This is a genomic window from Chromatiales bacterium, from assembly GCA_024234935.1.
Lineage (GTDB): Bacteria > Pseudomonadota > Gammaproteobacteria > Steroidobacterales.
The window spans coordinates 588,878-613,463 of sequence record JACKNI010000001.1 but is presented as its reverse complement, the minus strand read 5'-3'; the positions used below and the strand labels follow the sequence as shown (position 1 = coordinate 613,463).

Here is a 24,586-nt window from a genome sequence, read left to right as displayed (position 1 = left end):
CCGCCATGCGCAAGACGCGTAAACGCCGGCTGATGAGCGATATCAATGTCGTTCCCTATATCGACGTCATGCTCGTACTGCTGGTCATCTTTATGGTGACCGCACCGTTGCTCACGCAGGGTATCGATGTCGAACTTCCGGAAGCGGCGGCGGATCCGATCACTGCTGCGCAAGACCATGAACCGCTGGTGCTTTCTGTGGATGCAGAGGGCCGTATGTACCTGAGCGTCGGTGACAACGAAGACCAGCCGATTGAGCCGGAAAAGGTAGTGGAACTCGCCTCGGCGGTGCTGCGGCGCAATCCGCAGACCCCCGTTCTGGTCAATGCAGATCAGCGCGTGGCCTACCGCGAAGTGGTGGCCGCCATGGTCCTGCTCAAGGAGGCCGGTGCAAAGAACGTCGGTTTCCTCACCGAGCCGCCGACGAAGCTGCGGCGGCGTGGCTGATGCCGGCAAACGGAGCGGCAGCCATGCGCAACGCGGGCTTTCCTGGTTCGGCGGGCGACAGGTGGAGTCTGGCCTGGTCGCTCGGTATCCACGGGGTGCTGTTGTTGATCATCCTGCTAGGCGGGATTGTCATTCCACACAAGCCCACACCCTCGAATCTGGGCATCAAGGCGACGCTCATCGATCCTGATGCCGTGCGCAAGATGCGGCGCCGACCACCGCCGCCCGCACCTGAAGCGCGACCAGCCGAGCCGCCACAGCCGGACCCGGCGGTGCAGAAGGCCGAAGCGGACAGGTTGCAGGCTGAACGCGAGCGCAAGCTGAGCGAGCAGAAGCTTGTAGAACAGAAACTCGCCGAGCAGAAGGCAACCGAAGCCAGGCGTGCGGAGCAGAAAGCGGCTGAAAAGCAGCTCGCCGCGAAGAAGCTTGCCGAGCAGAAAGCTGCCGAAAAGAAAGCCGCCGAGCAGAAGGCCGCCGAAAAGAAGGCTGCGGACAAGGCGGCAGCCGAGAAGGCCGAAGCGCAACGCCGGGCAGCTGAAGACAAACGTCGCCGCGCTGCACAGGCTGAACTCGATCGCCAGCTGGCTGAGGAAGACGCCTTGCTGGCCGCGGCTGATTCAGGCGCGCTGGCCGAGTATGTCGCGCTCATCGCCCAGAAAGTGGAGCGCAACTGGGTGCGTCCGCCAAGTGCCAAAGCCGGGCTTGAATGCGAGCTGAGCGTTACGCAGATTCCTGGCGGCCAGGTGACCGGTGTGCGCATCGGTAACTGTCCGGCGGATGATGCCGTCCGTCGCTCGATCGAGGCAGCAGTGCTGCGCGCCTCGCCATTGCCCATGCCGGCGAATCAGGCCTTGTTCGACCGCAACTTGCGCTTTGTGTTCAAACCGCAAGAATAGCCTTCGGGAAATCTGGATCGGGAGCCTCATGAACAGACTCAACTGGCAGCGCGCTGCCGCTGTTTTCGCCTTGCTGATGTTCTCGGCCGGCCTGCGTGCCGAACTGCAGATCGAAATCACCGCCGGCGTGGACAAGGCGGTACCCATTGCCGTGGTGCCCTTTGGCTGGAGTGGTACGGGCGCCCAGCCGCCGCAGGATGCTGCAGCGATTGTAGCTGCCGACCTTGCACGTTCGGGGCGATTCGCGCCCATGGACCGCAAGGACATGCTGCAACGGCCTGTTACGGGTGCAGAAGTCGATTTCAGCGACTGGAAAATCCAGGGCAGCGATATTCTCGTGATCGGGCAGGTCGTGCAGGGTGCTGGCGACCAGTTCGAGATCCGGTTTCAGGTATTCGATGTGCTGCGAGGCGAGCAGCTGCTCGGCTACCGGCAAGCGACGAATGCGGCGGATTTCCGCCGCAACAGCCATCGCGTGGCGGATCTGATTTACGAGAAGCTGACCGGGATTCGTGGCGTGTTTTCCACACGTATCGCCTATGTGACGGTCGCAGGCCCGGCCACGAAACGGATTTTTCGTCTGATTGTGACCGATGCCGATGGCGAGAACCCGCACATCATGCTGGAGTCGGCGCAGCCGATCATGTCGCCGGCCTGGTCGCCGGATGGCCGCCGGATCGCCTACGTATCCTTTGAAAACCGCCGGTCTGAAATCTATGTGCAGGACCTGCGCTCCGGAGCGCGCAAGCGGGCCTCGGCCCGGCCCGGAGTCAATGGGGCGCCGGCCTGGTCGCCGGATGGCCGAAAGCTTGCCGTGTCCTTGTCGCGGCAGGACGGCAATCTGGATATCTACACGCTCGATCTGGACAGCCAGATGCTGACTCGCCTGACCAGCGGTGCGGCGATCGACACGGAGCCGGCCTGGTCGCTCGACGGCCAGCAGATCTACTACACCTCCGATTCGACCGGTGGACCGCAGGTGTACCGTGTACCGGCACTGGGCGGGGCAAGCCAGCGCGTGACCTTCGAGGGCAGCTACAACGCGAGGCCAAGAATGTCGCCCGACGGCAAGCAGCTGGCCGTGGTGCATAACGATCGCGGCAACTATAGAATTGCGCTCGTCGATCTGGCCCGGTCCTATACTCAGGTGCTGTCCGATGGCCGGCTGGATGAGTCGCCGAGCTTTGCGCCCAACGGTGAAACGCTGATCTACGCGACCCGCGAGGGCAAGCGGGGGGTGCTGGCAACGGTAAGCGCCAATGGTCGTATCAAGCAGCGCCTCTCGACAGTAGAGGGCGATGTGCGGGAGCCGGCCTGGTCACCCTTTCCGCCAAACTGAGCCGGTCTCCGGGTCGGCCCGGTGGCAGGACAGATTTGTATACGGTTTTCTTAACGAACTTTTTCAGGGAGTTTGCGTACATGACGATGATGAAGAGTATTGCTGCATTGCTGACTGTCATGTTGCTTGCGGCATGCGCTGGCCCATCCAAGTCCACGGTTGACGAAAATGCGGCCGGATCCACTGGTACGCAGGCTGGTGGCGCGATGTCGTCCGGTGTAAATGAGGGTGGCATGGGTCAGGGTGCCGCGATGGGCGGCAGCGCGCTCGGTGGCCCGGGTGCCTCGCAGGAGAACCGCATCATCTACTTCGACTATGACCGTTTCGATGTGAAGTCGGAGTACAACCCGGTTCTGCAGGCGCATGGCAAGTACCTTTCTGCCAACCCGACATCCAGGGTGCGGCTGGAAGGTCATGCGGATGAACGCGGCAGCCGCGAGTACAACATCGGTCTGGGCGAGAAGCGCGCGCAGGCAGTGCGCAACGTCCTGCTGCTGCAGGGCGCGGCCTCGGACCAGATCAATACGGTGAGCTTCGGCGAAGAGCGCCCGGCAGTCACCGGTGACGATGAGGAAGCCTGGTCGCTGAATCGTCGAGTCGAGATCGTATACGGGCAATAAGCCCTGGAGTCCGGCATGCTGCAGTCCCGAACCCGCTGGCCTTCATTCCGGGCGCCCCTGATCGCAACCGGCCTGGTTGCGATGCTGGGGGCGGGTTGCTCGCTCGTGCCTCCAGAGGAAGATCCGACCTACATCAAGCTCTCAGAGCTGGATTCACGGCTGACCAGGGTTGAGCGGGTGATCGACAGCGAGGGTCTGGTCAATATCCTCAAACAGATCGAGCAGCTGCAATCCGACAGCCAGGCGCTGCGCGGGCAGGTCGAGCAGCTGCAGTTCCAGCTTGAGCAGGCCAATACTGCACAAAAACAGCAGTATCAGGATGTAGACCGGCGCCTGCAGGGCATCGAGAAGTCTGCGACCGAGCGGAGTAGCCAGCAGGGCGATGGCGCAAGCGTACTCGATGGCAAGGAACTGAAAGCGGGCCAGTTGCCGGTACCGGGTGGCAGCGACCGCGCGAACTACCAGGCAGCTTTCGAGCTGCTGAAGCAGGGTCGTCACAAGGAGGCCAATGCAGCGCTGCGCCAGTTCATGGTGGCATTTCCCGATAGTTCATTGATCGACAATGCGCAGTACTGGCTTGCCGAGACCGACTACGTCCGTCAGCGTTACGAGAAGGCTCTGGCGGAATTCACCGTTGTGGTGGACAAGTATCCCAAGTCGCGGAAGATTCCCGACGCGCTGCTCAAGATCGGCTACTGCAACTACGAGCTGAAGCGATACTCCGCAGCCCGCAAGTCGCTGCAGGCGGTTGTTGCGAGTTATCCGGAAACCACGGCAGCACGTCTGGCCGGGCAGCGACTGGAGGCCATGCGCAGCGAGGGCACCTAGCCGGCTTGCGGCCTGCTGCCCGTCCTGCCGCACAGACAGTCGTGTCAGCCCTGCGTATCAGCGAGATATTCCATTCCCTGCAGGGCGAGTCGCGTCCGGCGGGTTATCCGACTGCATTTGTGCGGCTGACCGGCTGCCCGCTCCGTTGTGTCTATTGCGACACCAGCTACGCGTTCCAGGGCGGGACCCGACAGACCATCGCCGAGGTTCTCGACCAGGTGCGGACCTTTGGTGTCCGCTACGTGTGTGTGACTGGTGGCGAGCCGCTGGCGCAGCCTGCTTGCCTCGCGCTGCTGAGCGCACTGTGTGATGCGGGCTATGCCGTCTCGCTTGAGACGAGCGGGGCGCTTGATATCTCGGCGGTTGATCCGCGGGTAACCGTGGTTCTGGATATCAAGACGCCGGACTCCGGTGAGAGCGAACGCAACCTCTGGGAAAATATTCCACGCCTGAAGCGCGATGACCAGATCAAATTCGTGATCTGCAGCCGGCCCGATTACGACTGGTCAAGAAAAGTACTGGCCGAACGTCAGCTGGACAGCCGGTGCGAAGTGCTGTTTTCGCCTTCATGGGGGCAGCTCGCCGCCCGGGAGCTGGCGGAATGGGTGCTCGCTGATCAGTTGCCGGTGCGCTTCCAGTTGCAGCTGCACAAATATCTCTGGGGCGATGCGCCGGGGCACTGAGCATGTCAGCGCAGAACAAACGTGGCGTCGTGCTGCTTTCAGGAGGAATGGACTCCGCAGTCTGTCTGGCAATGGCGCGTCATGACGGCTTTGCCTGTCACGCGCTCAGTTTTGACTACGGGCAGCGGCATCGGGCCGAGCTGCATGCGGCAGCCGCACTTGCCGAAGATCTTGGTGCGATTGAGCATCGCACGCTCACCATCGGTCTGGGCGAGATCGGAGGTTCTGCACTGACCGACAGCAGGATCGCCGTACCGGACAAGCCGGGTGAGGGGATTCCGGTTACCTATGTCCCGGCACGGAACACGGTATTTCTGGCCTTTGCGCTCGGCTGGGCCGAAGTCCTGGATGCCGACCGCATCTATACTGGTGTGAATGCCGTCGATTACTCCGGCTATCCGGATTGCCGGCCGGAATACCTGCAGGCATTCCAGCGCCTCGCCGATCTCGCCACGCGCCGTGGTGTCGAGGGAAAGCCAATCGAGCTGCGTGCGCCGCTGCTCTCGATGAGCAAGGCGGCGATCGTGCGCGAAGGAATCCGTCTCGGCGTCGACTTTGCGCGGACGGTATCGTGTTATCAGGCCGATGAAGATGGCGCAGCCTGCGGACGCTGCGACGCCTGTCGCCTGCGACATGCCGGTTTTGCAGCGGCAGGAGTTCCCGATTCGACCCGCTATCGTTTGCCTGATCCAGACCTGCCGGCATAGAATGCCGCGCGTCCAAAGCCCTCGCGGCACCCGATACCCGATATGGGCCGTTAGCTCAGGTGGTAGAGCATCGGACTTTTAATCCGTTGGTCGATGGTTCGAGTCCATCACGGCCCACCAATAAATCAATGAGTTACGGGCCTTGTCGCTTGGCTACTTTTGCCGTGTAAGCACGGTGTAAGCGTTGCAACCAAAACCACAGTCCCTCGGAGGCAAGAGCGATGGACGCCCAGATGCCGGAACGGTATTCGGATCTTGACCCAGAGCGAGCAAACCGCCTGCTCGACTTGCTCCAGACGCAGTCTGTGGATTCCCTTGATCGCTTGTCCGAGATCGACGCCAAGATTGCACAAACTACATTCTTGACGAACGGCGGTGGTGCTGCGGCTATGTTGGCCTACATGGGTGGCGGTGCCGATCGAAGTGGCAGTTTGGCCCTGCTGTCATTCTGTATCGGACTCGTTTGCACCGGCGTTTCGCTTCGGTTCTTGCGAAGCGCGTGGTATGCAATACATATGGACGTCCGTCGGCGGATGCTCGGCTTTGCCAACAATCAACTCACCGTCAAGGAGTGCGGTACCTCCGCAAAGCCCGTGCCCGACTGGGGTGAACGAGCAGAGTGGGTGGGCTGGGTAGGTCAGGCGGCTTTTGTAGTTGGCGTAATTCTCGGGGCTTTTGAGATCCTTTGCTAAGCTCGTTTACCTTCCTTGCATTCAGTCTTACGGGTCGTGGTTCTCTGCGTGGCAGCTAGGCCGCTTTTTGGATTGGCCTGCCACAAATGTCGGCAATGGCTCTGATCGGTCGCGCAGCTCGTAAGTCCGATATTTCTCAGGGCGGGGGTCTCGTGCGCCCATGGGCCATGACCAGGACTCGCCAGTTATCGGATCAACCCAATGAAACATACCGATGGTGGGGTCATGCTTGGCTATATGCCGTAGGTACCAACCGCTCGCACCCTCAGCTATTCGGCCAGCATTAAGATCCGCAGTGAATTGCTCGCTGTACTCCTGATCCATTGCGGCCGCTATGTAATCGTACAAAGTGGCTTCTTGAACAGGTGGCACTCGCGTTTCCAATCGGCGCATACGCGCCCTGAGATGCGTGCTCATCGATCGTTTCTCTGCTCCATGGCAGTCATACGCGCCTCAAGCTCCGTCAGTTCGATATAGCCACGAACTGAGCCCAGAACTGCGGCAAGCCGTTGCGCCGTCAAAGCATCTGGATACCGTCCCTCCCGCCTACGTGCTTCGCGGTATAGCCGAGCCGCTTCTGCTCGCAATGAGATTAATGTTTCCAGTCGCCCCACGCGCACGGGCGATCCGACGGCTAATTGTTTGTCCTCACCAGAATCGTTGCCATGCATGGCGTTTCCGGTAACGGACTGAGCAGTTTCGTGACGGTCAGCGGGCATGACGGCCTCACTTCCTGGGCAGGGAATAGGCTTGCTTCAGCAGGGCCATCACGACCTTTGGATGGCTGCCCATCCCTGTGTCGGTCAGAATGTCCCGAAGAAATAGGCGGCGGGTGAGGTAGTCACGTACCAGATCTAGGCGGCGGGTGTACTCCTTTTCACCGAAGCCATATTTGCCGTCCCGCTCGATTTCTCGATTCCACGCATTGATCTGATCTGGTGAGGTTGGCTTCTTGAGTCCACCGACGATCAAATCATGCAGGGGGGCAGCGTCAGCCGGTGAGATGCCCAATTCACGGAACGTCGTTGCCACATCCTGCAGGTAGCCCTCCCGGTCATCCACGCCAAAGCCAACATGGGCGCACACTTCATCCATGCTATCGCGCAGAGCTGGGCCGTAGTCCTTCCCGGCGCTATACATCGGTTCGTTGGATTCAATCGGTTGTGACATGGTCGGGTAGAGCACTGACAGATCCGAATCCGCGTCTGGTGATTGAGTGTTGGTGGTATTCATGCCGCCTCCTTTGGCGTCAAACGTGCCTGTAACATTTTCGCTGCGGCCTCACACCGCAATGCCACACTTTCCGCCCATGGCGTATCTGAACGCTGCAACTGGGTCTCAGCCGAGATGTTGATGTAATACATTTCCTCAATTGACTGGCCCAACATTGCCGCAAGACCAGTCTCAAACCGGGAAAGCAGATAAACGAACGCCTCGTAGTCTCGCTCCGGGGCAGAGTCCATACCGGCTGCCGCCAAGTCCCGGGCATCCTTGGCTTTGTTCAGGGTGGACGCGATCTGCTTAACCTGATCGGCCAGGACAACCGCCAATGCCGCCACCTCATCCACTGCAGCCAGACTGGTGGCTATGGTGTCCACCTCCTGACGTAACTGACTTGCCGCCTCCTGTTCACGCTCAAGGCGGAGTCGTTCATCGCCTATGGCGTCGAAGTCTCGTAGCGCGCCTGTCGCACTACCGATGGCCTGCCATAGGTCCGGCATACGTCGTTTGGCCTCGGCATTACCAGCTGCCGCTTCAGCAGCCGCAACGCGATACGCGGCCTTAGCCGTAGCCACACGATCTTCCAGCGCCGTCCGTTCTGTTACTTCGCCTTTCATGCTGTCCTCCGCTGTGTTTGGCGTGTCACCATTGCTGCCAGTTGTTGATCGACTTTGGCTAGAAGCGTGCCGCCGACTTCGAGTATCGCGGTACCCGTTAGGTCAGCCGCTGGCAGCCGATGGCCGATCAGAAGATCACTCAGCCCATGCGCTTCCAGTAGCCCCAGCACCAGGTAGTCAAAACGATCCTCGGCGTCATGGAGTGCTTCAATCTCATGCAGCGGGCACACTCGGGCCTGATCGAGCCTGGCCGCGCGCTCAGCCCTAAGCCCACTCAGGGACCGGCCAATGGTTTCGGCTGCCGTATCCAGATCAGCCAAATATTCACTACGGGTAGTCATGCTGTCTCCTTCCTTTCAATAAAATGTTGAACCGTGTTCCCATGCATCAAAGCCCACCACCCGCGCTGCCACGTGGCCCCACTCTCTCAACTTCGAAGCGCAGCGCATCCCGAACTGCCATCAGCACCAGGAACTGCCCGAACTCATGGCTGTCACTGGGCAGGTTCTCGCTGGCAGAGTGGGCAACGTAGTCAATGACAGCAGCGCAGTAGTCCAGAGAGTCGGTTGGGCGATCGCAGACAAGCGGGTTGCGGGGGAAGGCTTTACGTTTGGCCATGTCGTTTCTCCTTTGGGTTGAGCAGGAACGCAACAGCAGCCGGTGCCAGGTTCAGCGCGTCGGCAATGTCGCGTGACTTGAATCCGAGGGCAGCAAGCGAGTGAGCCTCTCGGCTGAGTGTTTCGGGATCGTCTGGCCGGTGCAGGTTCGCCAGGGCTGAGTAGTCGAGCTGTCCGCCGATGCTCCTCATGCAGTTGTCGCTCGCCACTGCTGCACTTCTTCGAGCGTGGTGCCTGAGAGCTTAGCCAGGCTCTCGTTGTCCTTGTCTGACCATAGCTCGGCAGCCCTAGCTATCTTTGCAAGGCGGGCATTTGGCGAGAGTGTCGGCAGTCTTTTGGATGCGGACCTTTCGAGGGCGGATAGCGAATGCAGATTCGACCCGCCCGCTGTTTTAAGACCCAGATCATCAGATTCAGGTGGCAGGGAATCAGCCCTATCGCAAGCACCTGACCTGGTATTACTACTAGTTGACCGTATACGGGATTGAAAAGTCGTCGAAATACCTTCTGGCTGGACCGTATGCGGGACTGAATTGGTTGATTGGTCCCGTATGTGGTCTACATGGTCCCGTATACGGTCTATTCGGTCCCGCCTACGGGATTGGAAAACTGCCCAAAGTTCGGGGTCTGGTCCACGCTTCCACTCGTTGCCCGCGATGTTGCTGGGCGTAACGTCATGGTCGAGCTTGTCGCTGTCGTTGATCGGCCTGAGAGTCAGCGCGAACAAATGGCACTTCCCCTTCTTCGCACCGCGTCGTGTGCGAACGATAAACTGCCGAGCCAGTAGCTCATCGATAGCACGGGCCAGCGTGGCATTGCTCTTCCAGCCGATAGCTCTCATCGTCGTGAATGAGCAGGACAAATCGCCGTTGTTATGGCCGCGATACTGCCCCGCCAGATACATGAACAACTTGACGGCAGCCGGGCTGGCTTCGAGCCAGTTCGGGTGCTGCAGAAAAGCGTGTGGCAGATTGGTATAGCTGCCGCTCTCTGACCTGCCCTTTGCCTTGGACCGGTTAGACATGGCCCTGCACCCCTACTGCGTATGCCATATCGACAGCGCTCATTGCTCGCCCCGCGGCGCGCTTCGGGCCTGTGCAATACCGAGCCAGGCACGCGCCCATCGGTAACACTGGTGGCAGAACAGGTGCTCAGGCCGGGCCGGCCGGAAGTGAACCCCGCACCGTGTACAGGTCGGACCTGATCGCTGGCGAAATTGCAGGATGTGGGCGCTCATGCCTGCACCGTCCGATCGGCCGTCATCGGGTAACGTCGCACCAGAGCTTCACCATCTCGCATAGGAGCGCCTTTCCAGATGCCACCATGGTCTAGCAGCAGGCCGACCCTTAAGGTTCGGTGCGCGGCCTTTTTCATGGGGGTTATCAGGCGGCCTGCTGATGAGTTTCGACGCGCCGTGTCTGAACCCATGCCAAGATGTCACCAGCACGGTAGGCGACCTTGCGGCCCAGTTTAAGAAACGGTATCCCTGTATTGGCCCAACGGTCTCGGGCCAAGGTTGCGGTAGTGCCACCACGGAAGGGAGCAGCCTCGGTGTCTGTCAGTAACCGCTCAGGATCAGCTTGAAGGTCGGCGAGGGTGAGATTCGTCTGCATCGGGCGGTACTCCATCGATTCGGACATCGAACCGTTTCACCCAGATTGCAGGTAGATGAACTCTAATTAAATCGGAAATGCGCTACCTCTACTGACATTTCCGGGGGCGACCGCGCTTCATTGGCACCCCGTTGGATTTCTTCCATTCCCGATGCCATTCCTGAAGCGTTGATTCCTTGGGTTGTCGCGAAAGCAGGTCGATTAAGTCCCACTTGTTCAGCAGTTGCAGTACGCTGTCTATCGAATCCTCACGCGACAGCCCACCTTCGGCCATGCCTTTTTCTACGAACTCGCCGCACATGGCTCGCAGCCATCGAGGGATCAGTGGCTTCGATTCACCCAGTTTTCGCTGCTTTGTTTCCAGGGCACGATCGGCGGTGATGCCTAGAAGCAAGATACGCGCTGACGGTGGACATGGCTGCGCAAGCTTGTTAACTACGGATAGAGTTTCTTCAATACTCATTTCGCCCCTCGCATAACCAATCAGAGCATGGTGGGCTGTAGGTATGGCTGCCTCGATCCACTTCAGCCCATCAGGATCTTTTGCGAAGGTTTTGTGGGCCGTGTCCAGGAAGCATTGAAGATGCTCGACGACATTGTTGTGCCAACGCGTATCTACGCGGTAGTCATTGAGAGCTTTTTTCACTGCGCTTCCCTCAATGGAACAACCTTCTTTCCCTTTAGTGCAAAGCCTAAGAGAAAGCCCTGCAATTTAGTTAGGGCATCCAGTTTCATTGCTTCGTCAACCTGCACGTAACCGCCGGTTACGTCATTAGCGCCAGGTAGGTGGTTGAGTACAGCTTTGATCGTATAGACGGGTACCGCTAGGCGCTCAAGTGAACTGGCTGTTAACCGGCGCAGATCGTGAGGGGAGAACGTGAGACCCGTCGCTGTCCGCACCCGTGCGAGGGCGTGACGCAGGTTCCTTGTCGGGGCACCATCGAAAGGGGAGGAGAACACCAGCGCCTTACCTTTGCCCTGACGGATACGCTGTTCGAGCAGTTTGCGGAGATATGGCGTGAGGGGCAGGCGGTGATCCTGGCGGTTCTTGGTGTCCGGAAACGTCAGAGTCCCGCCTTCAAGGTCCACGTCCTGAACGCGGAGTTGCATGGCTTCGCCGCGTCTACACCCGGTTAATGCCAGAAACAGCAACAGGTCCCGGAAAACTTCACCATGCCGCAGGCGTGGAATCTGCTTGCCCTTACCGGCTGGGCGGTCTGGTGTATCGGCTAGCGCCAGTACGGCAGGTACCCAAGTCTTTAGGTCGTCGGGCGACAGCACCGAAGTCTTAGCCTTGAGACCGTGCCACTTGCTGGCCTCCGATAAAACACGCACGGGGTTGTCCATCAATACGGGCCGCCCCTCGGAGTCCCTATACGCAGCAATCGCGTAATTCAAAACCGCCCGCAGATACCGGAACGCCAGATTGGTTCGGGCTACCGATGCCTGTACACGAAGCTGGTAGCGCTTCTGCACCATGTCTCGCGTAATGCCGGCTAAGGGGCGCGTCTTCCAGTCCTCGAAAGCTTCACTCATCGCGCTGAGCATGTCGGCGCGGGTTCTGGCTTTCAGGGGTTTGCCGTCTTTCTTCCGCCGCCGGGTCTCGGTGTATTCGATGAATGCCTGCTCTAGGGTGATGCTCGCGACCTTCCGGCGGGACCTCTCGGCCACTGGATCGCCATCGTTAGCTACCTGTCCAATGAGCTTCTGGGCCTGTTTGCGGGCAACCTCTGGGGTCACACCGGGGAAGCGCCCAATGGTTAACCGGCGAGAGCGGCCCTTGATACGGGTTTGCAAGATCCAGGACTTCGCTCCGTTGGCGGTGACGCGAAGGCCGAAGCCCTTTAGGTCAGGGTCCCAGATGAGCAGATAGCCGCTCTCAGGCGCTGCTAGGCGTTCTATAGCGGTCTTGGTGAGGTTTCCAGCCATCAATCCTCCCTGCCGAATTCGTCGTGTAAGCGCCGTGTAAGCAGGCGGTTTCAAACGACTTCCGACGACACGCGGATTAATGTAGCCTCTAGAAGTTATGCTGTCAAAGGACTGCAGCCTTATTCAACCAAAATGTAAGCGGTTGAAAGTCAGCTTCTTGGTTATGAAAACGGACTTTTAATCCGTTGGTCGATGGTTCGAGTCCATCACGGCCCACCAACTCCGCATTTCGGTATTAATTCCGATCCGATCCACTGCGGTTGGCCAGAAACCGGTGGCTGCTGATGTAGATCAGCGTCAACAAGGCCACCGCGCTGATGACAATGAGTGCATCAACCGGATTCCAGGCCAGGATCGCCGCCGGCCAATACCATGCTGCCAACGCCCCTCCGGCCAGAACCAGATTACGGACAACCAGCCAGTTGCTTAGCGGCTGCGGAGCGCCGCCACAGCCGCAGTCGAGGTCGCGTCTGCCCCGACCGAGATTCACTGCCATAGCCAGTGCGTAGATTAGGAGCAGGCTCGCAGCAGCTGGTAGCGCTGCGTTAATGTCCAGTATCAATCCGACGACAATTACCCCCTCAGCCCATGGCAAAATGTCTGCCAGATTGATTGCCCAGCGCGGTGGCAGCAACTGATATGCGAGCATGGCAGCGTAGAACTCCCGACGATTGCGGAGCTTGCTGACCGCCGCTGTCGCGAACAGGACGCTGAGGCCCATGCGGATGATCAGGCTGAGTAAGGGGTCCATGGATTAAGCGACTTTAAGCCTGATTAATATACGTTTCATCGTATGCGGTGGTCGGATTTTATGATTGAGTGAGTTGTTTTGTACCCCACTCGCCCAAAGGCTGTCGATATTGCACGTAATGTTGTTGGGCTAAAGGGCTTCTAAGTACGGTAATTCCCTATGGTGAAGGATAGTAGAAAAGAACGGAGTCCCAGTCTGCAGCGTGCAGTACTTCTGGGCTTGGGGAGTTTTTTACGCCCTTTAGCACGTTTTTTATTGAGATCAGGGATTGGCTATAAGGAATTCTCGGAGATCTGTAGGGCGGCATTTGTTTCTGTTGCAAGCGATGAATATGGCGTTCGCGGGCGGCTAGCAAGCATTTCTCGGGTGTCCGCAATAACAGGGGTCGGCCGAAAGGAAGTGACAAGGCTTCGTGATTGCGACCTAGCAGAGACTGAAGCCGAATTTTGGGCTTCTGAACTGAATCCATTAACGCAGATTCTGCATTTCTGGCATAGCGATCCAGACTACTCGAACGACGGTGTTCCTCGTCCGCTCAACTTCATTAATGGTGAATACTCGTTTGCAGATTTAGTTGCAAAGTATGCCGGCGATATCCAGCCTGACGCGGCGCGACTCGAGCTTAAGCGCTCTGGCGCGATTAAGGAGTCTGGTGATGATGTTATGCGTGCCGTTCGTCGTCAGTACACGCCAACCGAGGTTGATGTCGAGTTTGTAAAGACCATGATATTTTCGCTGAAGAACATTGCTAGTACATTAGCGCATAACGCTGATGTCATTGCTCGCGAGGGTCCGGAAACCGAAAATGGTCGTTTGGAAAGATATGCATGGACTACACGGATATCAGAAGCCTCTGCGCATGATTTCCGGATTCTGTCCGAGCAAAAAGCTGAAGAGCTGCTGTTGCAGCTAGATACTTGGATAGGCGAGAGAGAGCGTATAGATATGGCCCAACTTGAAACGCTGTCGCAATCTCCTCGAAAAAGCTGCGGATTTGGCGTTTATTATTTTGAGGAGGATATTTAGCGATTGTCAGCCGATGGCTCCAATGGGGCGGCCTTCAAGCCACTGCCATGGATACCTTTCAAGCCACTGCCATGGATACCCTTCAAGCCACTGCCGTGGATACCCTTCAAGCCACTGCCATGGATACCCTTCAAGCCACTGCCATGGATACCCTTCAAGCCACTGCCGTGGATACCATTCAAGCCACTGCTGAGGGCGGTATCCTGCGGCGCTGGATTGCCTGTAGTAAGTGGGTCTTGTGGCGCTAGCTTAGAAAGCCCTGTTACCGTCAACTGCCCTGGTCCGGCGTCGTAACCAACTACCTCAAGTAGGTCGCCTGGCGATAGGTTGTCGTAGTCACTGGATCTGACAATGCCGAGATCCAGCTTGGTGTTGCCAATAACAAGTTCTCGGCTATTCGGGTTACTTTCTTGCAGTATGCCGCGAACATAAACAAGTGATGTTCCTCGAGCTGCTGGAGTCGGTATAAGTACTACGAACGTGGCAATCGACTGACCTAGCCCAATAATGTCGCCGGCCACGGCCACATGACGTCCAATGTGCAAATCATGGATATCCTTACCATTGAAACCAAGTGAAGATGATTTGCCGCTTGACGCATCAATTAATTGCGTATTTCTAGGTATAAATGTGGTTTGCCCAGCAACTACCAACAAGTTGTTAGCTTGGTCAAAAGACTCGATAGTTCCAATGCTAATAAGTTCGGGGGCCAATGTATTCGGAATATTCCTGCGTGTGATGACCGCGATCGTCTCCAAGTCCGTGAGTTGGCTATCGGATCCGTCAATTACAATCGCGCCATCGACGGTACGACCAACTAGCCGGAGGCCAGGCGGGTTGTCTGTGCCTGAAAAGGCGTATCCAGTACCTGAAGGAAGTGCAAGGCAGCCCGCGTATAGGCCACATATCAAGAATAGGGTTTTAGCTGAAACTAAATGCTGCATTTTGAAGAATCCCTAATCGCTAGAATTACGGCAATTGCGAGAAACGGATAGAAGGCGAGCTACTTGTTGTTATCGGTTTCTTTTTCAATGTAGTGATAGATACCGATTCCCGTTTGAATTACCCGTTTGCTCTCACTGTTCTTTGGTTTTTCTAGTTGGCTAAGCCAGTTATCGATGTCCTCAAGTAGCACTTGGCCTCTGCCTTGGACGTAGCGTTTAAATCTAGGCAAATCTTCTTCGAATATTCCGTCATCGGCGTATACGGTTCGTTCAAATAGCCGTCGGTCTGTATCTGTTTCCCGCCTGTTGTGTTCAACAGTCTCTACAAGATGCTGAATGGCCTGGCCTATTCTTTCTAAGCTGTCCGGCGCGTCAGTCTTCGGTAGGTATGTGCGCGTCAGTACCCGAAGCCAACCATTTTCTGTTTCCTTAACCACGCCAATACGAATGAGTTCCTTCAAGATCGCAGCCGGTTGAGTATCTGGGCAATGCGTCCGTGCAAGGGATACAAAATCTGGTCGGTCGCGCAGTTGAAACGGCAGCTCCAGTGGCAATCCATATGGCCCTGTATATGTCGTGTCCGCATGCCACCCGGTTAATATGCGTGTTATACGGTTGAGGTTGCTCTCTACAGATGGACTTTCATCTGCAGACAAGACACCAATTGCTTCACTCTTAGTTACTCCGGTTCTAATTGCTGCTCTTGCTGCCAAGCTGTCTATGTCTCCAGCTGGTGCTTCATTCGTAGCTTCTGTGACGAACACCTTCTTTGCTGTTTCCGCGAACTCCGGGTAAGAGATCCCGTTTTGCAAAAGAATCCGGACTAGCGGACCCAAGAGACGCGCATACGCTGCAAGTAGCGCCGCCTTAAGGTCGGATTCCATTTCTATGGTTCTTTCTTATGTAACAACGATATGTTCAATGCGATCGTTAGTCAATAGCGATTGCGCCATTAAATCGCAGGGTTAGGAGGCGATGCTAAGCGAAGATGTTACTAGATTATGTAACTAGTATGCGGGCTTGAGGTTCGCACGTTGCTGCAGACCAAGGTTCCGCTGTGATGTACCGGAGGGCTCAGTGATTCAGGCTCGGCTACATCTATTCAGTTAGTCGAATTGGAGTGGGTGCGCCCAGAGGTTTGGATTCTCCAACCACCTCAACACACACCGCATGAATCTCTTCGACCATCAGGTCCGCAAGTGCGTCGTAGACGAGGCGGTGTTGGGCGATACGGGAGATGCCCTGGAATCGCGGGGAGGCGATCCGGATACGGTAGTGTCCGCGGCCACCGCGTGCCCCCTCGTGACCGATGTGCAGGTGTCCTTCGTCGATGATTTCGCAGGAGTCGGGTTCAAGCGCTTCGCTGAGCAGCTTGTGCATGAGTTCGATACGCGCGGTATTCATGGTGCGACCTGCGTGAATGGTTTGACCGTGACTTCGCACCAGACACCTGCTGCCATATAGGGGTCAGCGCGTGCCCATGCGGTCGCCTCGTCGAGGCTCGGAAACTCGGCGACAATCAGGCTGCCAGTGTAGCCACACTCACCCGGTTCGGTTGAGTCGATTGCCGGATGCGGTCCGGCGAGAACCAGCCTTCCGGCATCGCGAAGCGCTGCGACGCGATTGAGGTGAGAGGTGCGCGCGAGTTTGCGTCCGTTGAGGCTGTCAGGCGCATCTGTGCCCGAGATTGCATAGAGCATCATTGGCTCTCCGTATGATTTCCAGGTTCTGTTGGCAGCCCGTGGCGACTCAGCCAAAAAGCCTGGAGCAATACAAAGACCAGTGTCATGCCGAGCAGTCCGAAAAGCTTGAAGTTGACCCAGACGCCCTCGGAGAAGTTGTAGGCAACATACAGGTTCGCCGCACCGGAGAGCAGGAAAAAGCCGGCCCACATCAGGTTGAGTCGCTGCCAGTCCGGCGCCAACAGCCTGATTTCACCCTTGGCTACCGATTCAAGCAGTCGCTGCATCATCGGTTTGTCGCCGGCATAGCGGCTGACCAGCAGGACGGCGCAAAAGGCCCAGTTGAGCACCGTCGGTTTCCACTTGAATACGAGATCGTTATTGATCGCCAGGCTGATCCCGCCGAGCACGACAACGAGCGCCGCAGATGCGAGCAGCATTCGGCTGACGGTGCGTTTGAGCGCGTAGGTGATCACGACCTGCAGGGTCATGGCGACCATGATGACGGCAATCGCTGTCTTTATGTCGGTAAGCCAGTAGGCGATGACGAAAGCGACGATTGGCAGAAAATCGATAAAGAGTTGCATCAGAACCAGTTCCGGAGCCCGTTCGCATGATACTCAATTCATGCTCCGGATTTGGTCGTCCGTTAGAATGCCGGCATGTCACAGCGCTTACAGGTCCATCCGGTGAATCCCCAGCCCCGGCTGATACGCCAGGCGGCGGAGCTGATTCGCGACGGCAGTCTGATCGTGTATCCGACCGATTCCGGCTATGCCTTCGGCTGGCATATCGGTAACCGTGATGCAGCTGAGCGGCTGCAGCGTATCCGCCAGACCGGCAAGGACCACAATTTCACCTTGGTCTGCCGGGACCTGTCTGAAATTGCCACCTATGCCCGCATCGAGAATTCCACCTACCGTTTGCTGCGTGCCCATACGCCGGGCGCTTATACCTTTATTCTCCGCGCTACGCGGGAGGTTCCTCGGCGACTGCAGAACCCGAAACAGCAAACGGTCGGTATCCGGGTACCGGACCATCCGGTGCCGCTGGCCTTGCTGGCAGAACTCGGCGAGCCGCTGATGAGTTCCACACTGATCCTGCCGGACCATGATCTGCCGCTCGCTGATCCCGATGAGATATGGGAGATACTGTGTAGCCGCATCGACCTGCTCATCGACAGCGGTAACTGCGGGCTTGATCCGACCACCGTCGTGGACCTCACCGGGGACTATCCGCAGGTGCTGCGCCAGGGCAGTGGTGACGCGAGCGCATTTGCCTGAGGGCGCGAGTCGGCCCATCACCGTATACTCTCCGGCATGCCAGGGACGGACACAGCAGCTTCAATCCAGCTACTCGCGGCTGCAGTCATCCCGGTCCTGTTCGCCATCGCGCTGCATGAAACCGCACATGGCTGGGTGGCCCGTTACTTCGGCGATCGCACGGCGGAGATGCTGGGTCGCCTGACCCTCAATCCCATCAAGCACATCGACCCGATCGGCACCGTCGCGATGCCGCTCATCCTGACCCTGCTGGGTCTGCCGGCATTTGGCTGGGCGAAGCCCGTGCCGGTCGTGGCCGCCAATATGCGCGACCCCAAGCGCAACATGATCGCCGTAGCGGCGGCCGGCCCAGTGAGCAATCTGCTGATGGCGCTGCTCTGGGCTGTGGTGTTCCGCGCAATGCTGGGCTGGAACGAGCCCCAGCTGGGCCTGCGTCAGTTCCTGCTTTCCATGTCACAAATAGGCATACAGTTCAATGTCTTGCTGGCTGTATTTAACATGATTCCCATACCGCCGCTGGATGGCGGGCGCGTGTTGCGTGGCCTGTTGCCCGAACGCCATGGCATGAAGCTCGATGCCGCCGAGCGCTGGGGCCTTATACTTGTGCTGCTGTTGCTGACATTCGGAATTCTTGGTCGAATACTTTTGCCGGTGATGAGCTGGTTTATCGATCTCATCCTGTTGCTCGTGGGCGTTTAAGCAGATGACGGAAGAAGAGGTGCAGGTTTCTGCTCCGGAGCTGGAGCCCGTCGCAGAAGTGCAGGCGGGGCCGGCCCAGGCAGAAATGCCGTTTGCCATCGTTGCCGGTGAGGCGGTAACCGAGTTACCCCAGGATCTCTATATCCCGCCCTATGCGCTGGAGGTTTTTCTGGAGGCATTCGAGGGTCCACTCGATCTGCTGCTCTATCTGATTCGCCGGCAGAACCTCGATATCCTCAATATCCCGATCGCGGAAATTACCCGTCAGTACGTTCAGTACATCGAGCTGATGGAGGAGTTGCAGCTGGAGCTGGCCGGTGAATACCTGCTGATGGCGGCCATGCTGGCCGAGATCAAGTCGCGCATGCTGTTGCCGCGTATCGGCGATGCTGAGGATGAGGAGTCGGATCCGCGAGCGGAGCTGGTACGCCGGCTGCAGGAGTACGAGCGCTACAAGCAGGCGGCCACCGATCTGGACACGATCCCTCGCCTGGAGCGTGAGACATACCAGGCCAGTGCGGAGATGACCGAACGCACCGTCGTTACCCGGTTGCCGGACCTGACGCTGAAGGAACTGTTGCTGGCCTTCAGGGACGTGCTGATGCGGGCCGAGATGCTTGCCCATCACCACATCTCACGTGAGCCGCTGTCAGTGCGGCAGCGGATGTCTGACGTTCTGCTGAGGGTGCAGGGCACATCATTCGTGGACTTCATGTCCTTGTTTGATGCGACCGAAGGCCGCATGGGCGTTACGGTGACCTTTCTGGCACTTCTCGAGCTGCTGAAGGAATCGCTGATCGAGGTTGTGCAGACCGAAGCCTATGCGCCAATTCACGTCCGGGCCGCGTCAGTACGCCCCGTTCTTGTCGAGGGGCAGGCCGAGGCGGAGGCAGAACCCGCAGAACTGCAAGGTTGATGGACCGATATGGAAACTGAACAGCTGAAATATATCGTCGAGGCGGCCCTGCTTGCCGCCGCACGGCCGCTGGACCTTGCCACGCTGCAAGGCCTTTTCGGCGACGAACATCCGCCGGAGCGCGATGATCTGCGCGCGGCCATCGTCGCGTTGCAGGCCGATTATGAAAACCGCGGCATCACGGTTCAGGAAGTTGCCAGCGGTTTTCGTATCCAGTTGCGGACGAGCATGTCGGCCTGGGTGTCGCATCTGTGGGAAGAGCGGGCGCCGCGATATTCGCGGGCGCTGATGGAAACGCTGTCGATCATCGCCTACCGGCAGCCGGTGACGCGGGGCGATATCGAGGAGATCCGCGGCGTCGGCGTAACAACCAACATCATGCGCACGCTGCTGGAACGAAACTGGATACGTGTCGTCGGTTTTCGCGATGTGCCGGGCAAACCCGCAATCTACGGCACGACGAAGGATTTCCTGGATTACTTCGGACTGAAGCGTCTCGATGAACTGCCGCCGCTTGCCGATCTCAAGGACCTGGAATCGCTCACCGCCCAGCTCGACCTCGGAGATGGTGAAGTGCTGCCCGGCAGCCTCGCTGACCTGACGGGCGATGCTGAGAGCATGGATGACGATGAGTCCGACGAACTCGCGACCGTCACGCAGATATCCGAAGCGCGCGGCACAGTGGTGCCGGTGCATGATGATGAAACGTCGGCGCATGGCGATGGCGAGCAGCACAGTGCGACTGTCGTGCCAATCAAGGCACGCTGATCACCGCCCGGAACATCGAGCATCATGACTGAACGCCTGCAGAAGGTGCTGGCGTCTGCGGGCGTGGGCTCGCGGCGCGTAATCGAGCAATGGATCAGTGCCGGGCGCATAACGGTCAACGGGAATGTTGCGACGCTGGGCACCAAGGTCACGGGCCGGGAGCGCATCCTCGTGGATGGCCGGCCGGTACCGGCTTTGCGCAAGTCGCGCCCCGGTCCCCGGGTGCTGCTCTATCACAAGCCGGCCGGTGAAGTGTGCAGCCGCAGCGACCCCGAGGGCCGGCCGACGGTCTTCGACCGGTTGCCGCCGCTGGAGGGCAGTCGCTGGATCAGCGTGGGCCGCCTCGATATTGCGACATCGGGTCTGCTGCTGCTGACGACCGATGGCGGGCTGGCCAACACGCTCATGCATCCGTCGAGCGGGATCGAACGTGAATATGCCGTGCGGGTGCAAGGCACGGTGACAGCACAGACACTCGCGCTGCTTCGCCAGGGCGTGGAGCTCGAGGACGGTCCGGCCGCTTTCGACATCGTCGAAGCTGCCGGTGGCGAAGGTTCCAACCAGTGGTTCAAGGTCGTGGTCGCTGAAGGTCGCAACCAGCTGGTCAGGCGAGTGTGGGCTGCGGTTGACTGCCGCGTGAGTCGGCTGATCCGTGTGCGCTATGGTCCGGTCAGTCTGCCGCGCTCGGTGCGGGCAGGGCATCATCGCCTGCTGAAAGAGGCGGAGCTCAACCGCGTGTATATCGCAGCCGGGTTGCGCAGCGCAGACGAAGACGAAGAGAGCTGATTGCTACTGGCAGTCGATGCTCTGTCCCGTCACGCCGTGTGAGGCCGGTCCGATCAGATACAGATACGGTCCCATCAGGGTGGCTGGCTCGGGCCGGGTTTCGGGGTCTTCACCCGGATAGGCTTCGCGCCGCATCCGCGTCCGGGAGGCACCGGGGTTGATGCTGTTCACCCGGAGTCGTCCCTCATTCTCATCGGCCAGCACCTGGCTCAGGTTCTCGATGCCGGCCTTGGCTACCGCATAGGCGCCCCAGTAGGCCCGTCCCCGCCGCCCGACACTGCTGCTGGTAAAGACCACCGATGGGTCTGCAGCCTTGCGCAGCAGGGGCAGCAGGGTCTGTGTGAGGATGAAGGGCACGTTCAGGTCCAGATGCATGACCTGATGCCAGATGCCGATATCGTAGTAGTCGATCGGCGCACGCTCGCCGAGCATGGCTGCGTTATGCAGCAGGCCGTCGAGCCGGCCAAAGTTGCTGTCGATCTGTTCGGCAAGCTGGCTGTAGTCGGGACCATGCGCCCTGGCGAGATCGAGCGTGACGATGACCGGTTCAGGTCCGCCTGCGGCCAGGATTTCGTCATAGACCTGTTCGAGTTTGCGTACGGTCCTGCCCAGCAGGATCACGCTCGCACCGTGCCGAGCGAAAGCATGGGCGGCTGCCCGTCCCAGTCCGTCACCGGCGCCAGTGACCAGGATGACCCGGTCAAGCAAGACGTCGGCGGCGGGTTGATAGGCTTTGGCGGCTGCGGATGTCATGGCGTCAGCTGTATCCAAGAATGAGTTGTGAGAGTTCGCCGGGTGTGCTGACAACAAAGTCGGCATCCCAGGCGTCGGGATCCTGTCCGGGCTCAATATAGCCGTAACGCACTGCGATGGTAGCGGTGCCCGCAGCCCGGCCCGATTCGATATCGCGGCGCGCATCGCCGACATAGATCGAGTGTTCGGGCAACGCCGCGATCTGTTCCAGCGCATAAAGAATCGGGCGCGGATGCGGTTTGCGTTCGGCCAGCGTGTCGCCGCTTACCGTACAGGCGGCGCGCTCGAGCAGACCGAGCGCAGCCAGCAGGGGTTCGGTGAACTGACGGGGCTTGTTGGTGACCACTCCCCAGTGAATCCGCTGCTGCTCAAGTCTGGACAGCAGCGGTTCCATATCGGGGAACAGGCGGGTTTCACTGACCAGGCGCGCCGCATACAGTTGCTGGAACTGCTGCTGCAGATCGGGACGTCGGGACGGGTCGGTTCCGGGGAATGCCGCGCGCAGCAGGCCGAGCGTACCGTTGGATACCTGGGCGCGGGCTGTTTCCCACGCCAGTACCGGAACCGACTGCAACCGGCAAAGCTCGTTCAGTGCGGCCACCATGTCTGGCGCCGTATCGAGCAGTGTTCCATCCAGATCAAACAGCACCGCAGCGGGTATTGCCGGCGCTGACCAGCGCGGCATCAGTCAGCGGCTCCGCGCGGGCGGCGAAAGTGTGCAAAGTAATTGACGCCTACATTGCCACCAAGACTGAAACTGCGGCTGAGCGGGTTGTAGTGACCGCCGATCAGGGCCTCAAGGCTCAGCCCGGCATGCCGCGCCCAGGCGTCGAGTTCCGAGGGCCGGATGAGTTTCCCGTAGTGATGCGTGCCGCGCGGCACGAGCCTGGTCAGGTATTCGGCACCGACGATGGCGGTAAGGAAAGCGCGCGGCGTGCGGTTGAGGGTTGACACGATGACGCTGCCGCCCGGTTTGACCAGCCGCGCGCAGGCGGCAATGAGCGATGCAGGATCGGGCACGTGTTCCAGCAGTTCCATGCAGGTGACGGCATCAAAGCTGCCGGGTGAGCTTTGCGCGAGGTCTTCCGCCGATACATGCAGATAGGTGACCGGCAAGGGTCCTGATTCCAGCAGATGCAGACGCGCGATATCCAGCACTTCGGCTGACATGTCGATGCCGGTAACCTCCGCGCCGCATCTGGCCATGGCCTCGCTGAGCAGTCCGCCGCCACACCCCACATCGACGATGCGCTTGCCCTGAAGGCCGATGCGCTGATCGACCAGCTCAATGCGTGCCGGATTGATATCGTGCAGCGTGCGGAACTCACCGTCGGGATCCCACCAGCGGCTGGCAAGCGCGCCAAAATGCGCCAGTTCCGCCAGATTGGCATTCGCATGTTCAGTCATCTGCAACGCTCTCCGGAGTGGCTGAAAGTCGTGCCCGCCATGCTTCCGCGCGCGCCAGAATCAGTGCGGATTCGGCCAGCAACGGCTGGCCGTCGGCCAGCAACTGGCGGCCGGCGACCCAGACATCGCTGACCTGGTCGCGCGAGGCCGCATAGACCAGATGGGAAACCGGATCGTAAACCGGCTGGGTGGCAGGCGCGGACAAGTCTACACAGATTACATCGGCTTCCTTGCCGGGCAGAAGTGAGCCGATACGATCGTCGAGACCGAGCGCCTTCGCACCGTTGAGTGTCGCCATACTGAGTACCGCTGCGGCGGGTGCGACGTCGGCACGTTGTGCCACACCCTTGGCGAGCAGTGCGCAGCTGCGCATCTCGCCAAACATGTCCAGGTCATTATTGCTGGCAGCGCCATCGGTGCCCAGTGCGATATTGATGCCCGCGCTGGCGAGTTCCGCAACCGGACAGAAGCCGCTGGCCAGCTTGAGATTCGATTCAGGGCAATGGACCACGCTGACACCGCGCTCGCGCAACAGGGCGATTTCCTCCGGCAGGAGCTGGGTCATGTGCACGGCAGCCAGGAGTGGCGTGAGCAGGCCCATCTCATCGAGTCGCTGCAGCGGCCGGCGCGTAAAGCGCCGCTCGCTTTCCGCAATCTCGTCGGCAGTTTCATGGACGTGCATGTGGATCTGCGTGTCGAGTTCGTTGGCCAGCAGCTGGATCTGCCTGAAGCTGCTGTCGGCAACCGTGTAGGGGGCGTGTGGCGCGAACACCATCGAGATGCGCGGATGGCCGCGAAACTGGTCACGTACCGCCAGGCCTTTGCGCAGATACTCTTCGGCGTTCTGTGCCCAGACCGTGGGTTGCTCCAGCACGATCATGCCGATGCAGGCGCGGAGACCGCTGGCATCAACGGCCCGTGCGACGACGTCCGGAAAGAAATACATGTCGTTGAAGCAGGTGGTGCCACCGCGAAGCATTTCCAGCATGGCGAGTTCGGCGCCGTCCCGCACGAAGCCGGCATCCACCCAGCGCGCTTCGGCTGGCCAGATGTGCTGGCCGAGCCAGGCGCTGAGGGGCATATCGTCGGCAAACCCGCGGAACAGCGTCATCGGGCTGTGGGTATGGGCGTTGACCAGCCCGGGAAGCAATACATGGTTTGGTCGCCGGACCAGCGCCACGGCGGCATAACGCCGAGCGGCTTCGGCAGTGGGCAAGAGATCGACAATCCGGCCGTCGCGAACCACCAGGGCATGGTCATTGAGAACCTGCCCCTCGGGTTCGACGGGGACGATCCAGCGGGCGGCAATGATGAGGTCAGCAGGCTGCATGGCACAGGGTTCCGGCGGCGGCATAATGCCTGA

The 24,586-nt window shown here is 59.2% G+C and carries 31 protein-coding genes and 1 tRNA gene; 15 read left to right on the top strand and 17 right to left on the bottom strand.

The window, feature by feature from the left end:
• Positions 1-5: 5 nt before the first annotated feature.
• The 9 genes from tolR (at position 6) to H6979_02895 (ending at position 6,211) form a co-directional block, all read left to right on the top strand.
• Positions 6-446, top strand: coding sequence for a protein TolR (gene tolR / locus H6979_02935; GenBank protein ID MCP5138797.1), 441 nt, complete (start codon positions 6-8; stop codon positions 444-446).
• 23 nt (positions 447-469) lie between these two features.
• Positions 470-1,342, top strand: a complete 873-nt coding sequence (gene tolA, locus H6979_02930) for a cell envelope integrity protein TolA (GenBank protein MCP5138796.1) — start codon at positions 470-472, stop codon at positions 1,340-1,342.
• 28 nt (positions 1,343-1,370) lie between these two features.
• Positions 1,371-2,681 carry a Tol-Pal system beta propeller repeat protein TolB gene (gene tolB / locus H6979_02925; protein ID MCP5138795.1) on the top strand — a complete coding sequence of 437 codons (1,311 nt, stop codon included), beginning with the start codon at positions 1,371-1,373 and terminating at the stop codon, positions 2,679-2,681.
• Positions 2,682-2,761: 80 nt separating this feature from the next.
• Positions 2,762-3,301 (top strand): peptidoglycan-associated lipoprotein Pal, encoded by a 540-nt coding sequence (pal, locus tag H6979_02920; protein MCP5138794.1) that lies wholly within the window; start codon positions 2,762-2,764, stop codon positions 3,299-3,301.
• Between the two features lie 15 nt (positions 3,302-3,316).
• Complete coding sequence (gene ybgF, locus H6979_02915; protein ID MCP5138793.1) at positions 3,317-4,129, top strand: tol-pal system protein YbgF; 813 nt, start codon at positions 3,317-3,319, stop codon at positions 4,127-4,129.
• Between the two features lie 41 nt (positions 4,130-4,170).
• On the top strand, positions 4,171-4,812 hold the full coding sequence (gene queE / locus H6979_02910) for a 7-carboxy-7-deazaguanine synthase QueE (GenBank protein MCP5138792.1): 642 nt from the start codon (positions 4,171-4,173) through the stop codon (positions 4,810-4,812).
• 2 nt (positions 4,813-4,814) lie between these two features.
• Positions 4,815-5,519 carry a 7-cyano-7-deazaguanine synthase QueC gene (gene queC / locus H6979_02905; GenBank protein ID MCP5138791.1) on the top strand — a complete coding sequence of 235 codons (705 nt, stop codon included), beginning with the start codon at positions 4,815-4,817 and terminating at the stop codon, positions 5,517-5,519.
• 44 nt (positions 5,520-5,563) lie between these two features.
• A tRNA-Lys gene (locus tag H6979_02900) sits at positions 5,564-5,639 on the top strand.
• Positions 5,640-5,740: 101 nt separating this feature from the next.
• Complete coding sequence (locus H6979_02895; GenBank protein ID MCP5138790.1) at positions 5,741-6,211, top strand: hypothetical protein; 471 nt, start codon at positions 5,741-5,743, stop codon at positions 6,209-6,211.
• Between the two features lie 726 nt (positions 6,212-6,937).
• Here H6979_02895 and H6979_02890 read toward each other — a convergent pair.
• From H6979_02890 to H6979_02855, 8 genes are all read right to left on the bottom strand, one after another.
• Positions 6,938-7,444 (bottom strand): hypothetical protein, encoded by a 507-nt coding sequence (locus H6979_02890; GenBank protein ID MCP5138789.1) that lies wholly within the window; start codon positions 7,442-7,444, stop codon positions 6,938-6,940.
• Positions 7,441-8,049, bottom strand: a complete 609-nt coding sequence (locus tag H6979_02885; protein ID MCP5138788.1) for a hypothetical protein — start codon at positions 8,047-8,049, stop codon at positions 7,441-7,443. The genes H6979_02890 and H6979_02885 overlap by 4 nt, the downstream gene beginning before the upstream one ends.
• Complete coding sequence (locus H6979_02880; GenBank protein MCP5138787.1) at positions 8,046-8,390, bottom strand: hypothetical protein; 345 nt, start codon at positions 8,388-8,390, stop codon at positions 8,046-8,048. The genes H6979_02885 and H6979_02880 overlap by 4 nt, the downstream gene beginning before the upstream one ends.
• Positions 8,391-8,436: 46 nt before the next feature.
• Positions 8,437-8,667, bottom strand: a complete 231-nt coding sequence (locus tag H6979_02875) for a hypothetical protein (GenBank protein MCP5138786.1) — start codon at positions 8,665-8,667, stop codon at positions 8,437-8,439.
• Between the two features lie 1,381 nt (positions 8,668-10,048).
• Positions 10,049-10,279, bottom strand: coding sequence for a DNA-binding protein (locus tag H6979_02870; protein MCP5138785.1), 231 nt, complete (start codon positions 10,277-10,279; stop codon positions 10,049-10,051).
• An 88-nt stretch (positions 10,280-10,367) separates the two neighbouring features.
• Positions 10,368-10,925: a hypothetical protein gene (locus tag H6979_02865; protein MCP5138784.1), complete on the bottom strand. Its 558-nt coding sequence runs from the start codon at positions 10,923-10,925 to the stop codon at positions 10,368-10,370.
• Positions 10,922-12,208 carry an integrase family protein gene (locus H6979_02860; GenBank protein ID MCP5138783.1) on the bottom strand — a complete coding sequence of 429 codons (1,287 nt, stop codon included), beginning with the start codon at positions 12,206-12,208 and terminating at the stop codon, positions 10,922-10,924. The genes H6979_02865 and H6979_02860 overlap by 4 nt, the downstream gene beginning before the upstream one ends.
• A 235-nt stretch (positions 12,209-12,443) precedes the next feature.
• The gene (locus tag H6979_02855) at positions 12,444-12,959 is read right to left on the bottom strand and encodes a methylamine utilization protein MauE (protein MCP5138782.1); all 516 of its coding nucleotides are present in this window, start codon (positions 12,957-12,959) and stop codon (positions 12,444-12,446) included.
• 159 nt (positions 12,960-13,118) lie between these two features.
• Here H6979_02855 and H6979_02850 point away from each other — a divergent pair, with 159 nt between their 5' ends.
• Complete coding sequence (locus H6979_02850) at positions 13,119-13,985, top strand: hypothetical protein (protein MCP5138781.1); 867 nt, start codon at positions 13,119-13,121, stop codon at positions 13,983-13,985.
• Here the strand turns inward: H6979_02850 and H6979_02845 are convergent.
• The 5 genes from H6979_02845 to H6979_02825 form a co-directional block, all read right to left on the bottom strand.
• The gene (locus H6979_02845; protein MCP5138780.1) at positions 13,982-14,929 is read right to left on the bottom strand and encodes a hypothetical protein; all 948 of its coding nucleotides are present in this window, start codon (positions 14,927-14,929) and stop codon (positions 13,982-13,984) included. The genes H6979_02850 and H6979_02845 overlap by 4 nt on opposite strands.
• 59 nt (positions 14,930-14,988) lie before the next feature.
• A complete protein-coding gene (locus H6979_02840) occupies positions 14,989-15,813 on the bottom strand; it encodes a hypothetical protein (GenBank protein MCP5138779.1) in 825 nt (274 codons plus the stop codon).
• 214 nt (positions 15,814-16,027) lie between these two features.
• Complete coding sequence (locus tag H6979_02835; GenBank protein MCP5138778.1) at positions 16,028-16,333, bottom strand: BolA family transcriptional regulator; 306 nt, start codon at positions 16,331-16,333, stop codon at positions 16,028-16,030.
• Entirely contained in the window at positions 16,330-16,629 is a 300-nt protein-coding gene (locus tag H6979_02830) for a YciI family protein (GenBank protein MCP5138777.1), read from the bottom strand. Before H6979_02830 ends, H6979_02835 begins: the two co-directional genes overlap by 4 nt.
• A complete protein-coding gene (locus H6979_02825) occupies positions 16,629-17,198 on the bottom strand; it encodes a septation protein A (GenBank protein MCP5138776.1) in 570 nt (189 codons plus the stop codon). Before H6979_02825 ends, H6979_02830 begins: the two co-directional genes overlap by 1 nt.
• 75 nt (positions 17,199-17,273) lie before the next feature.
• Between H6979_02825 and H6979_02820 the strand changes: the two genes are divergently transcribed.
• Genes H6979_02820 through H6979_02800 form a run of 5 tightly spaced genes read left to right on the top strand, consistent with a single transcriptional unit; the run spans position 17,274 to position 21,063 of the window.
• Positions 17,274-17,894, top strand: coding sequence for a threonylcarbamoyl-AMP synthase (locus tag H6979_02820; protein ID MCP5138775.1), 621 nt, complete (start codon positions 17,274-17,276; stop codon positions 17,892-17,894).
• Between the two features lie 36 nt (positions 17,895-17,930).
• Complete coding sequence (locus H6979_02815) at positions 17,931-18,593, top strand: site-2 protease family protein (protein MCP5138774.1); 663 nt, start codon at positions 17,931-17,933, stop codon at positions 18,591-18,593.
• 4 nt (positions 18,594-18,597) lie between these two features.
• Complete coding sequence (locus tag H6979_02810) at positions 18,598-19,509, top strand: segregation/condensation protein A (GenBank protein ID MCP5138773.1); 912 nt, start codon at positions 18,598-18,600, stop codon at positions 19,507-19,509.
• Between the two features lie 9 nt (positions 19,510-19,518).
• Complete coding sequence (gene scpB, locus H6979_02805; protein ID MCP5138772.1) at positions 19,519-20,277, top strand: SMC-Scp complex subunit ScpB; 759 nt, start codon at positions 19,519-19,521, stop codon at positions 20,275-20,277.
• Between the two features lie 24 nt (positions 20,278-20,301).
• The gene (locus H6979_02800) at positions 20,302-21,063 is read left to right on the top strand and encodes a pseudouridine synthase (GenBank protein MCP5138771.1); all 762 of its coding nucleotides are present in this window, start codon (positions 20,302-20,304) and stop codon (positions 21,061-21,063) included.
• A gap of 3 nt (positions 21,064-21,066) precedes the next feature.
• On the opposite strand, the gene H6979_02795 is transcribed toward H6979_02800, so the two are convergent.
• From H6979_02795 to H6979_02780, 4 genes are read right to left on the bottom strand one after another with little or no spacing between them, the layout of a single operon-like run.
• Positions 21,067-21,816 (bottom strand): YciK family oxidoreductase, encoded by a 750-nt coding sequence (locus tag H6979_02795; protein ID MCP5138770.1) that lies wholly within the window; start codon positions 21,814-21,816, stop codon positions 21,067-21,069.
• Between the two features lie 4 nt (positions 21,817-21,820).
• Positions 21,821-22,501, bottom strand: a complete 681-nt coding sequence (locus H6979_02790) for an HAD-IA family hydrolase (GenBank protein MCP5138769.1) — start codon at positions 22,499-22,501, stop codon at positions 21,821-21,823.
• Positions 22,501-23,223 carry a bifunctional 2-polyprenyl-6-hydroxyphenol methylase/3-demethylubiquinol 3-O-methyltransferase UbiG gene (gene ubiG / locus H6979_02785; protein ID MCP5138768.1) on the bottom strand — a complete coding sequence of 241 codons (723 nt, stop codon included), beginning with the start codon at positions 23,221-23,223 and terminating at the stop codon, positions 22,501-22,503. The genes H6979_02790 and ubiG overlap by 1 nt, the downstream gene beginning before the upstream one ends.
• On the bottom strand, positions 23,216-24,553 hold the full coding sequence (locus tag H6979_02780) for a TRZ/ATZ family hydrolase (GenBank protein ID MCP5138767.1): 1,338 nt from the start codon (positions 24,551-24,553) through the stop codon (positions 23,216-23,218). The genes ubiG and H6979_02780 overlap by 8 nt, the downstream gene beginning before the upstream one ends.
• Positions 24,554-24,586 lie beyond the last annotated feature (33 nt).

Bases quoted from the DNA above. Each gene is read 5' to 3' on its own strand.
- tolR (MCP5138797.1), top strand. From the start codon at position 6: ATGCGCAAGACGCGTAAACGCCGGCTGATGAGCGATATCAATGTCGTT.
- tolA (MCP5138796.1), top strand. From the start codon at position 470: ATGCGCAACGCGGGCTTTCCTGGTTCGGCGGGCGACAGGTGGAGTCTG.
- tolB (MCP5138795.1), top strand. From the start codon at position 1,371: ATGAACAGACTCAACTGGCAGCGCGCTGCCGCTGTTTTCGCCTTGCTG.
- pal (MCP5138794.1), top strand. From the start codon at position 2,762: ATGACGATGATGAAGAGTATTGCTGCATTGCTGACTGTCATGTTGCTT.
- ybgF (MCP5138793.1), top strand. From the start codon at position 3,317: ATGCTGCAGTCCCGAACCCGCTGGCCTTCATTCCGGGCGCCCCTGATC.
- queC (MCP5138791.1), top strand. From the start codon at position 4,815: ATGTCAGCGCAGAACAAACGTGGCGTCGTGCTGCTTTCAGGAGGAATG.
- H6979_02895 (MCP5138790.1), top strand. From the start codon at position 5,741: ATGGACGCCCAGATGCCGGAACGGTATTCGGATCTTGACCCAGAGCGA.
- H6979_02890 (MCP5138789.1), bottom strand. From the start codon at position 7,444: ATGAATACCACCAACACTCAATCACCAGACGCGGATTCGGATCTGTCA.
- H6979_02885 (MCP5138788.1), bottom strand. From the start codon at position 8,049: ATGAAAGGCGAAGTAACAGAACGGACGGCGCTGGAAGATCGTGTGGCT.
- H6979_02880 (MCP5138787.1), bottom strand. From the start codon at position 8,390: ATGACTACCCGTAGTGAATATTTGGCTGATCTGGATACGGCAGCCGAA.
- H6979_02875 (MCP5138786.1), bottom strand. From the start codon at position 8,667: ATGGCCAAACGTAAAGCCTTCCCCCGCAACCCGCTTGTCTGCGATCGC.
- H6979_02870 (MCP5138785.1), bottom strand. From the start codon at position 10,279: ATGCAGACGAATCTCACCCTCGCCGACCTTCAAGCTGATCCTGAGCGG.
- H6979_02860 (MCP5138783.1), bottom strand. From the start codon at position 12,208: ATGGCTGGAAACCTCACCAAGACCGCTATAGAACGCCTAGCAGCGCCT.
- H6979_02855 (MCP5138782.1), bottom strand. From the start codon at position 12,959: ATGGACCCCTTACTCAGCCTGATCATCCGCATGGGCCTCAGCGTCCTG.
- H6979_02850 (MCP5138781.1), top strand. From the start codon at position 13,119: ATGGTGAAGGATAGTAGAAAAGAACGGAGTCCCAGTCTGCAGCGTGCA.
- H6979_02845 (MCP5138780.1), bottom strand. From the start codon at position 14,929: ATGCAGCATTTAGTTTCAGCTAAAACCCTATTCTTGATATGTGGCCTA.
- H6979_02840 (MCP5138779.1), bottom strand. From the start codon at position 15,813: ATGGAATCCGACCTTAAGGCGGCGCTACTTGCAGCGTATGCGCGTCTC.
- H6979_02835 (MCP5138778.1), bottom strand. From the start codon at position 16,333: ATGAATACCGCGCGTATCGAACTCATGCACAAGCTGCTCAGCGAAGCG.
- H6979_02830 (MCP5138777.1), bottom strand. From the start codon at position 16,629: ATGCTCTATGCAATCTCGGGCACAGATGCGCCTGACAGCCTCAACGGA.
- H6979_02825 (MCP5138776.1), bottom strand. From the start codon at position 17,198: ATGCAACTCTTTATCGATTTTCTGCCAATCGTCGCTTTCGTCATCGCC.
- H6979_02820 (MCP5138775.1), top strand. From the start codon at position 17,274: ATGTCACAGCGCTTACAGGTCCATCCGGTGAATCCCCAGCCCCGGCTG.
- H6979_02815 (MCP5138774.1), top strand. From the start codon at position 17,931: ATGCCAGGGACGGACACAGCAGCTTCAATCCAGCTACTCGCGGCTGCA.
- H6979_02810 (MCP5138773.1), top strand. From the start codon at position 18,598: ATGACGGAAGAAGAGGTGCAGGTTTCTGCTCCGGAGCTGGAGCCCGTC.
- scpB (MCP5138772.1), top strand. From the start codon at position 19,519: ATGGAAACTGAACAGCTGAAATATATCGTCGAGGCGGCCCTGCTTGCC.
- H6979_02800 (MCP5138771.1), top strand. From the start codon at position 20,302: ATGACTGAACGCCTGCAGAAGGTGCTGGCGTCTGCGGGCGTGGGCTCG.
- H6979_02795 (MCP5138770.1), bottom strand. From the start codon at position 21,816: ATGACATCCGCAGCCGCCAAAGCCTATCAACCCGCCGCCGACGTCTTG.
- H6979_02790 (MCP5138769.1), bottom strand. From the start codon at position 22,501: ATGCCGCGCTGGTCAGCGCCGGCAATACCCGCTGCGGTGCTGTTTGAT.
- ubiG (MCP5138768.1), bottom strand. From the start codon at position 23,223: ATGACTGAACATGCGAATGCCAATCTGGCGGAACTGGCGCATTTTGGC.
- H6979_02780 (MCP5138767.1), bottom strand. From the start codon at position 24,553: ATGCAGCCTGCTGACCTCATCATTGCCGCCCGCTGGATCGTCCCCGTC.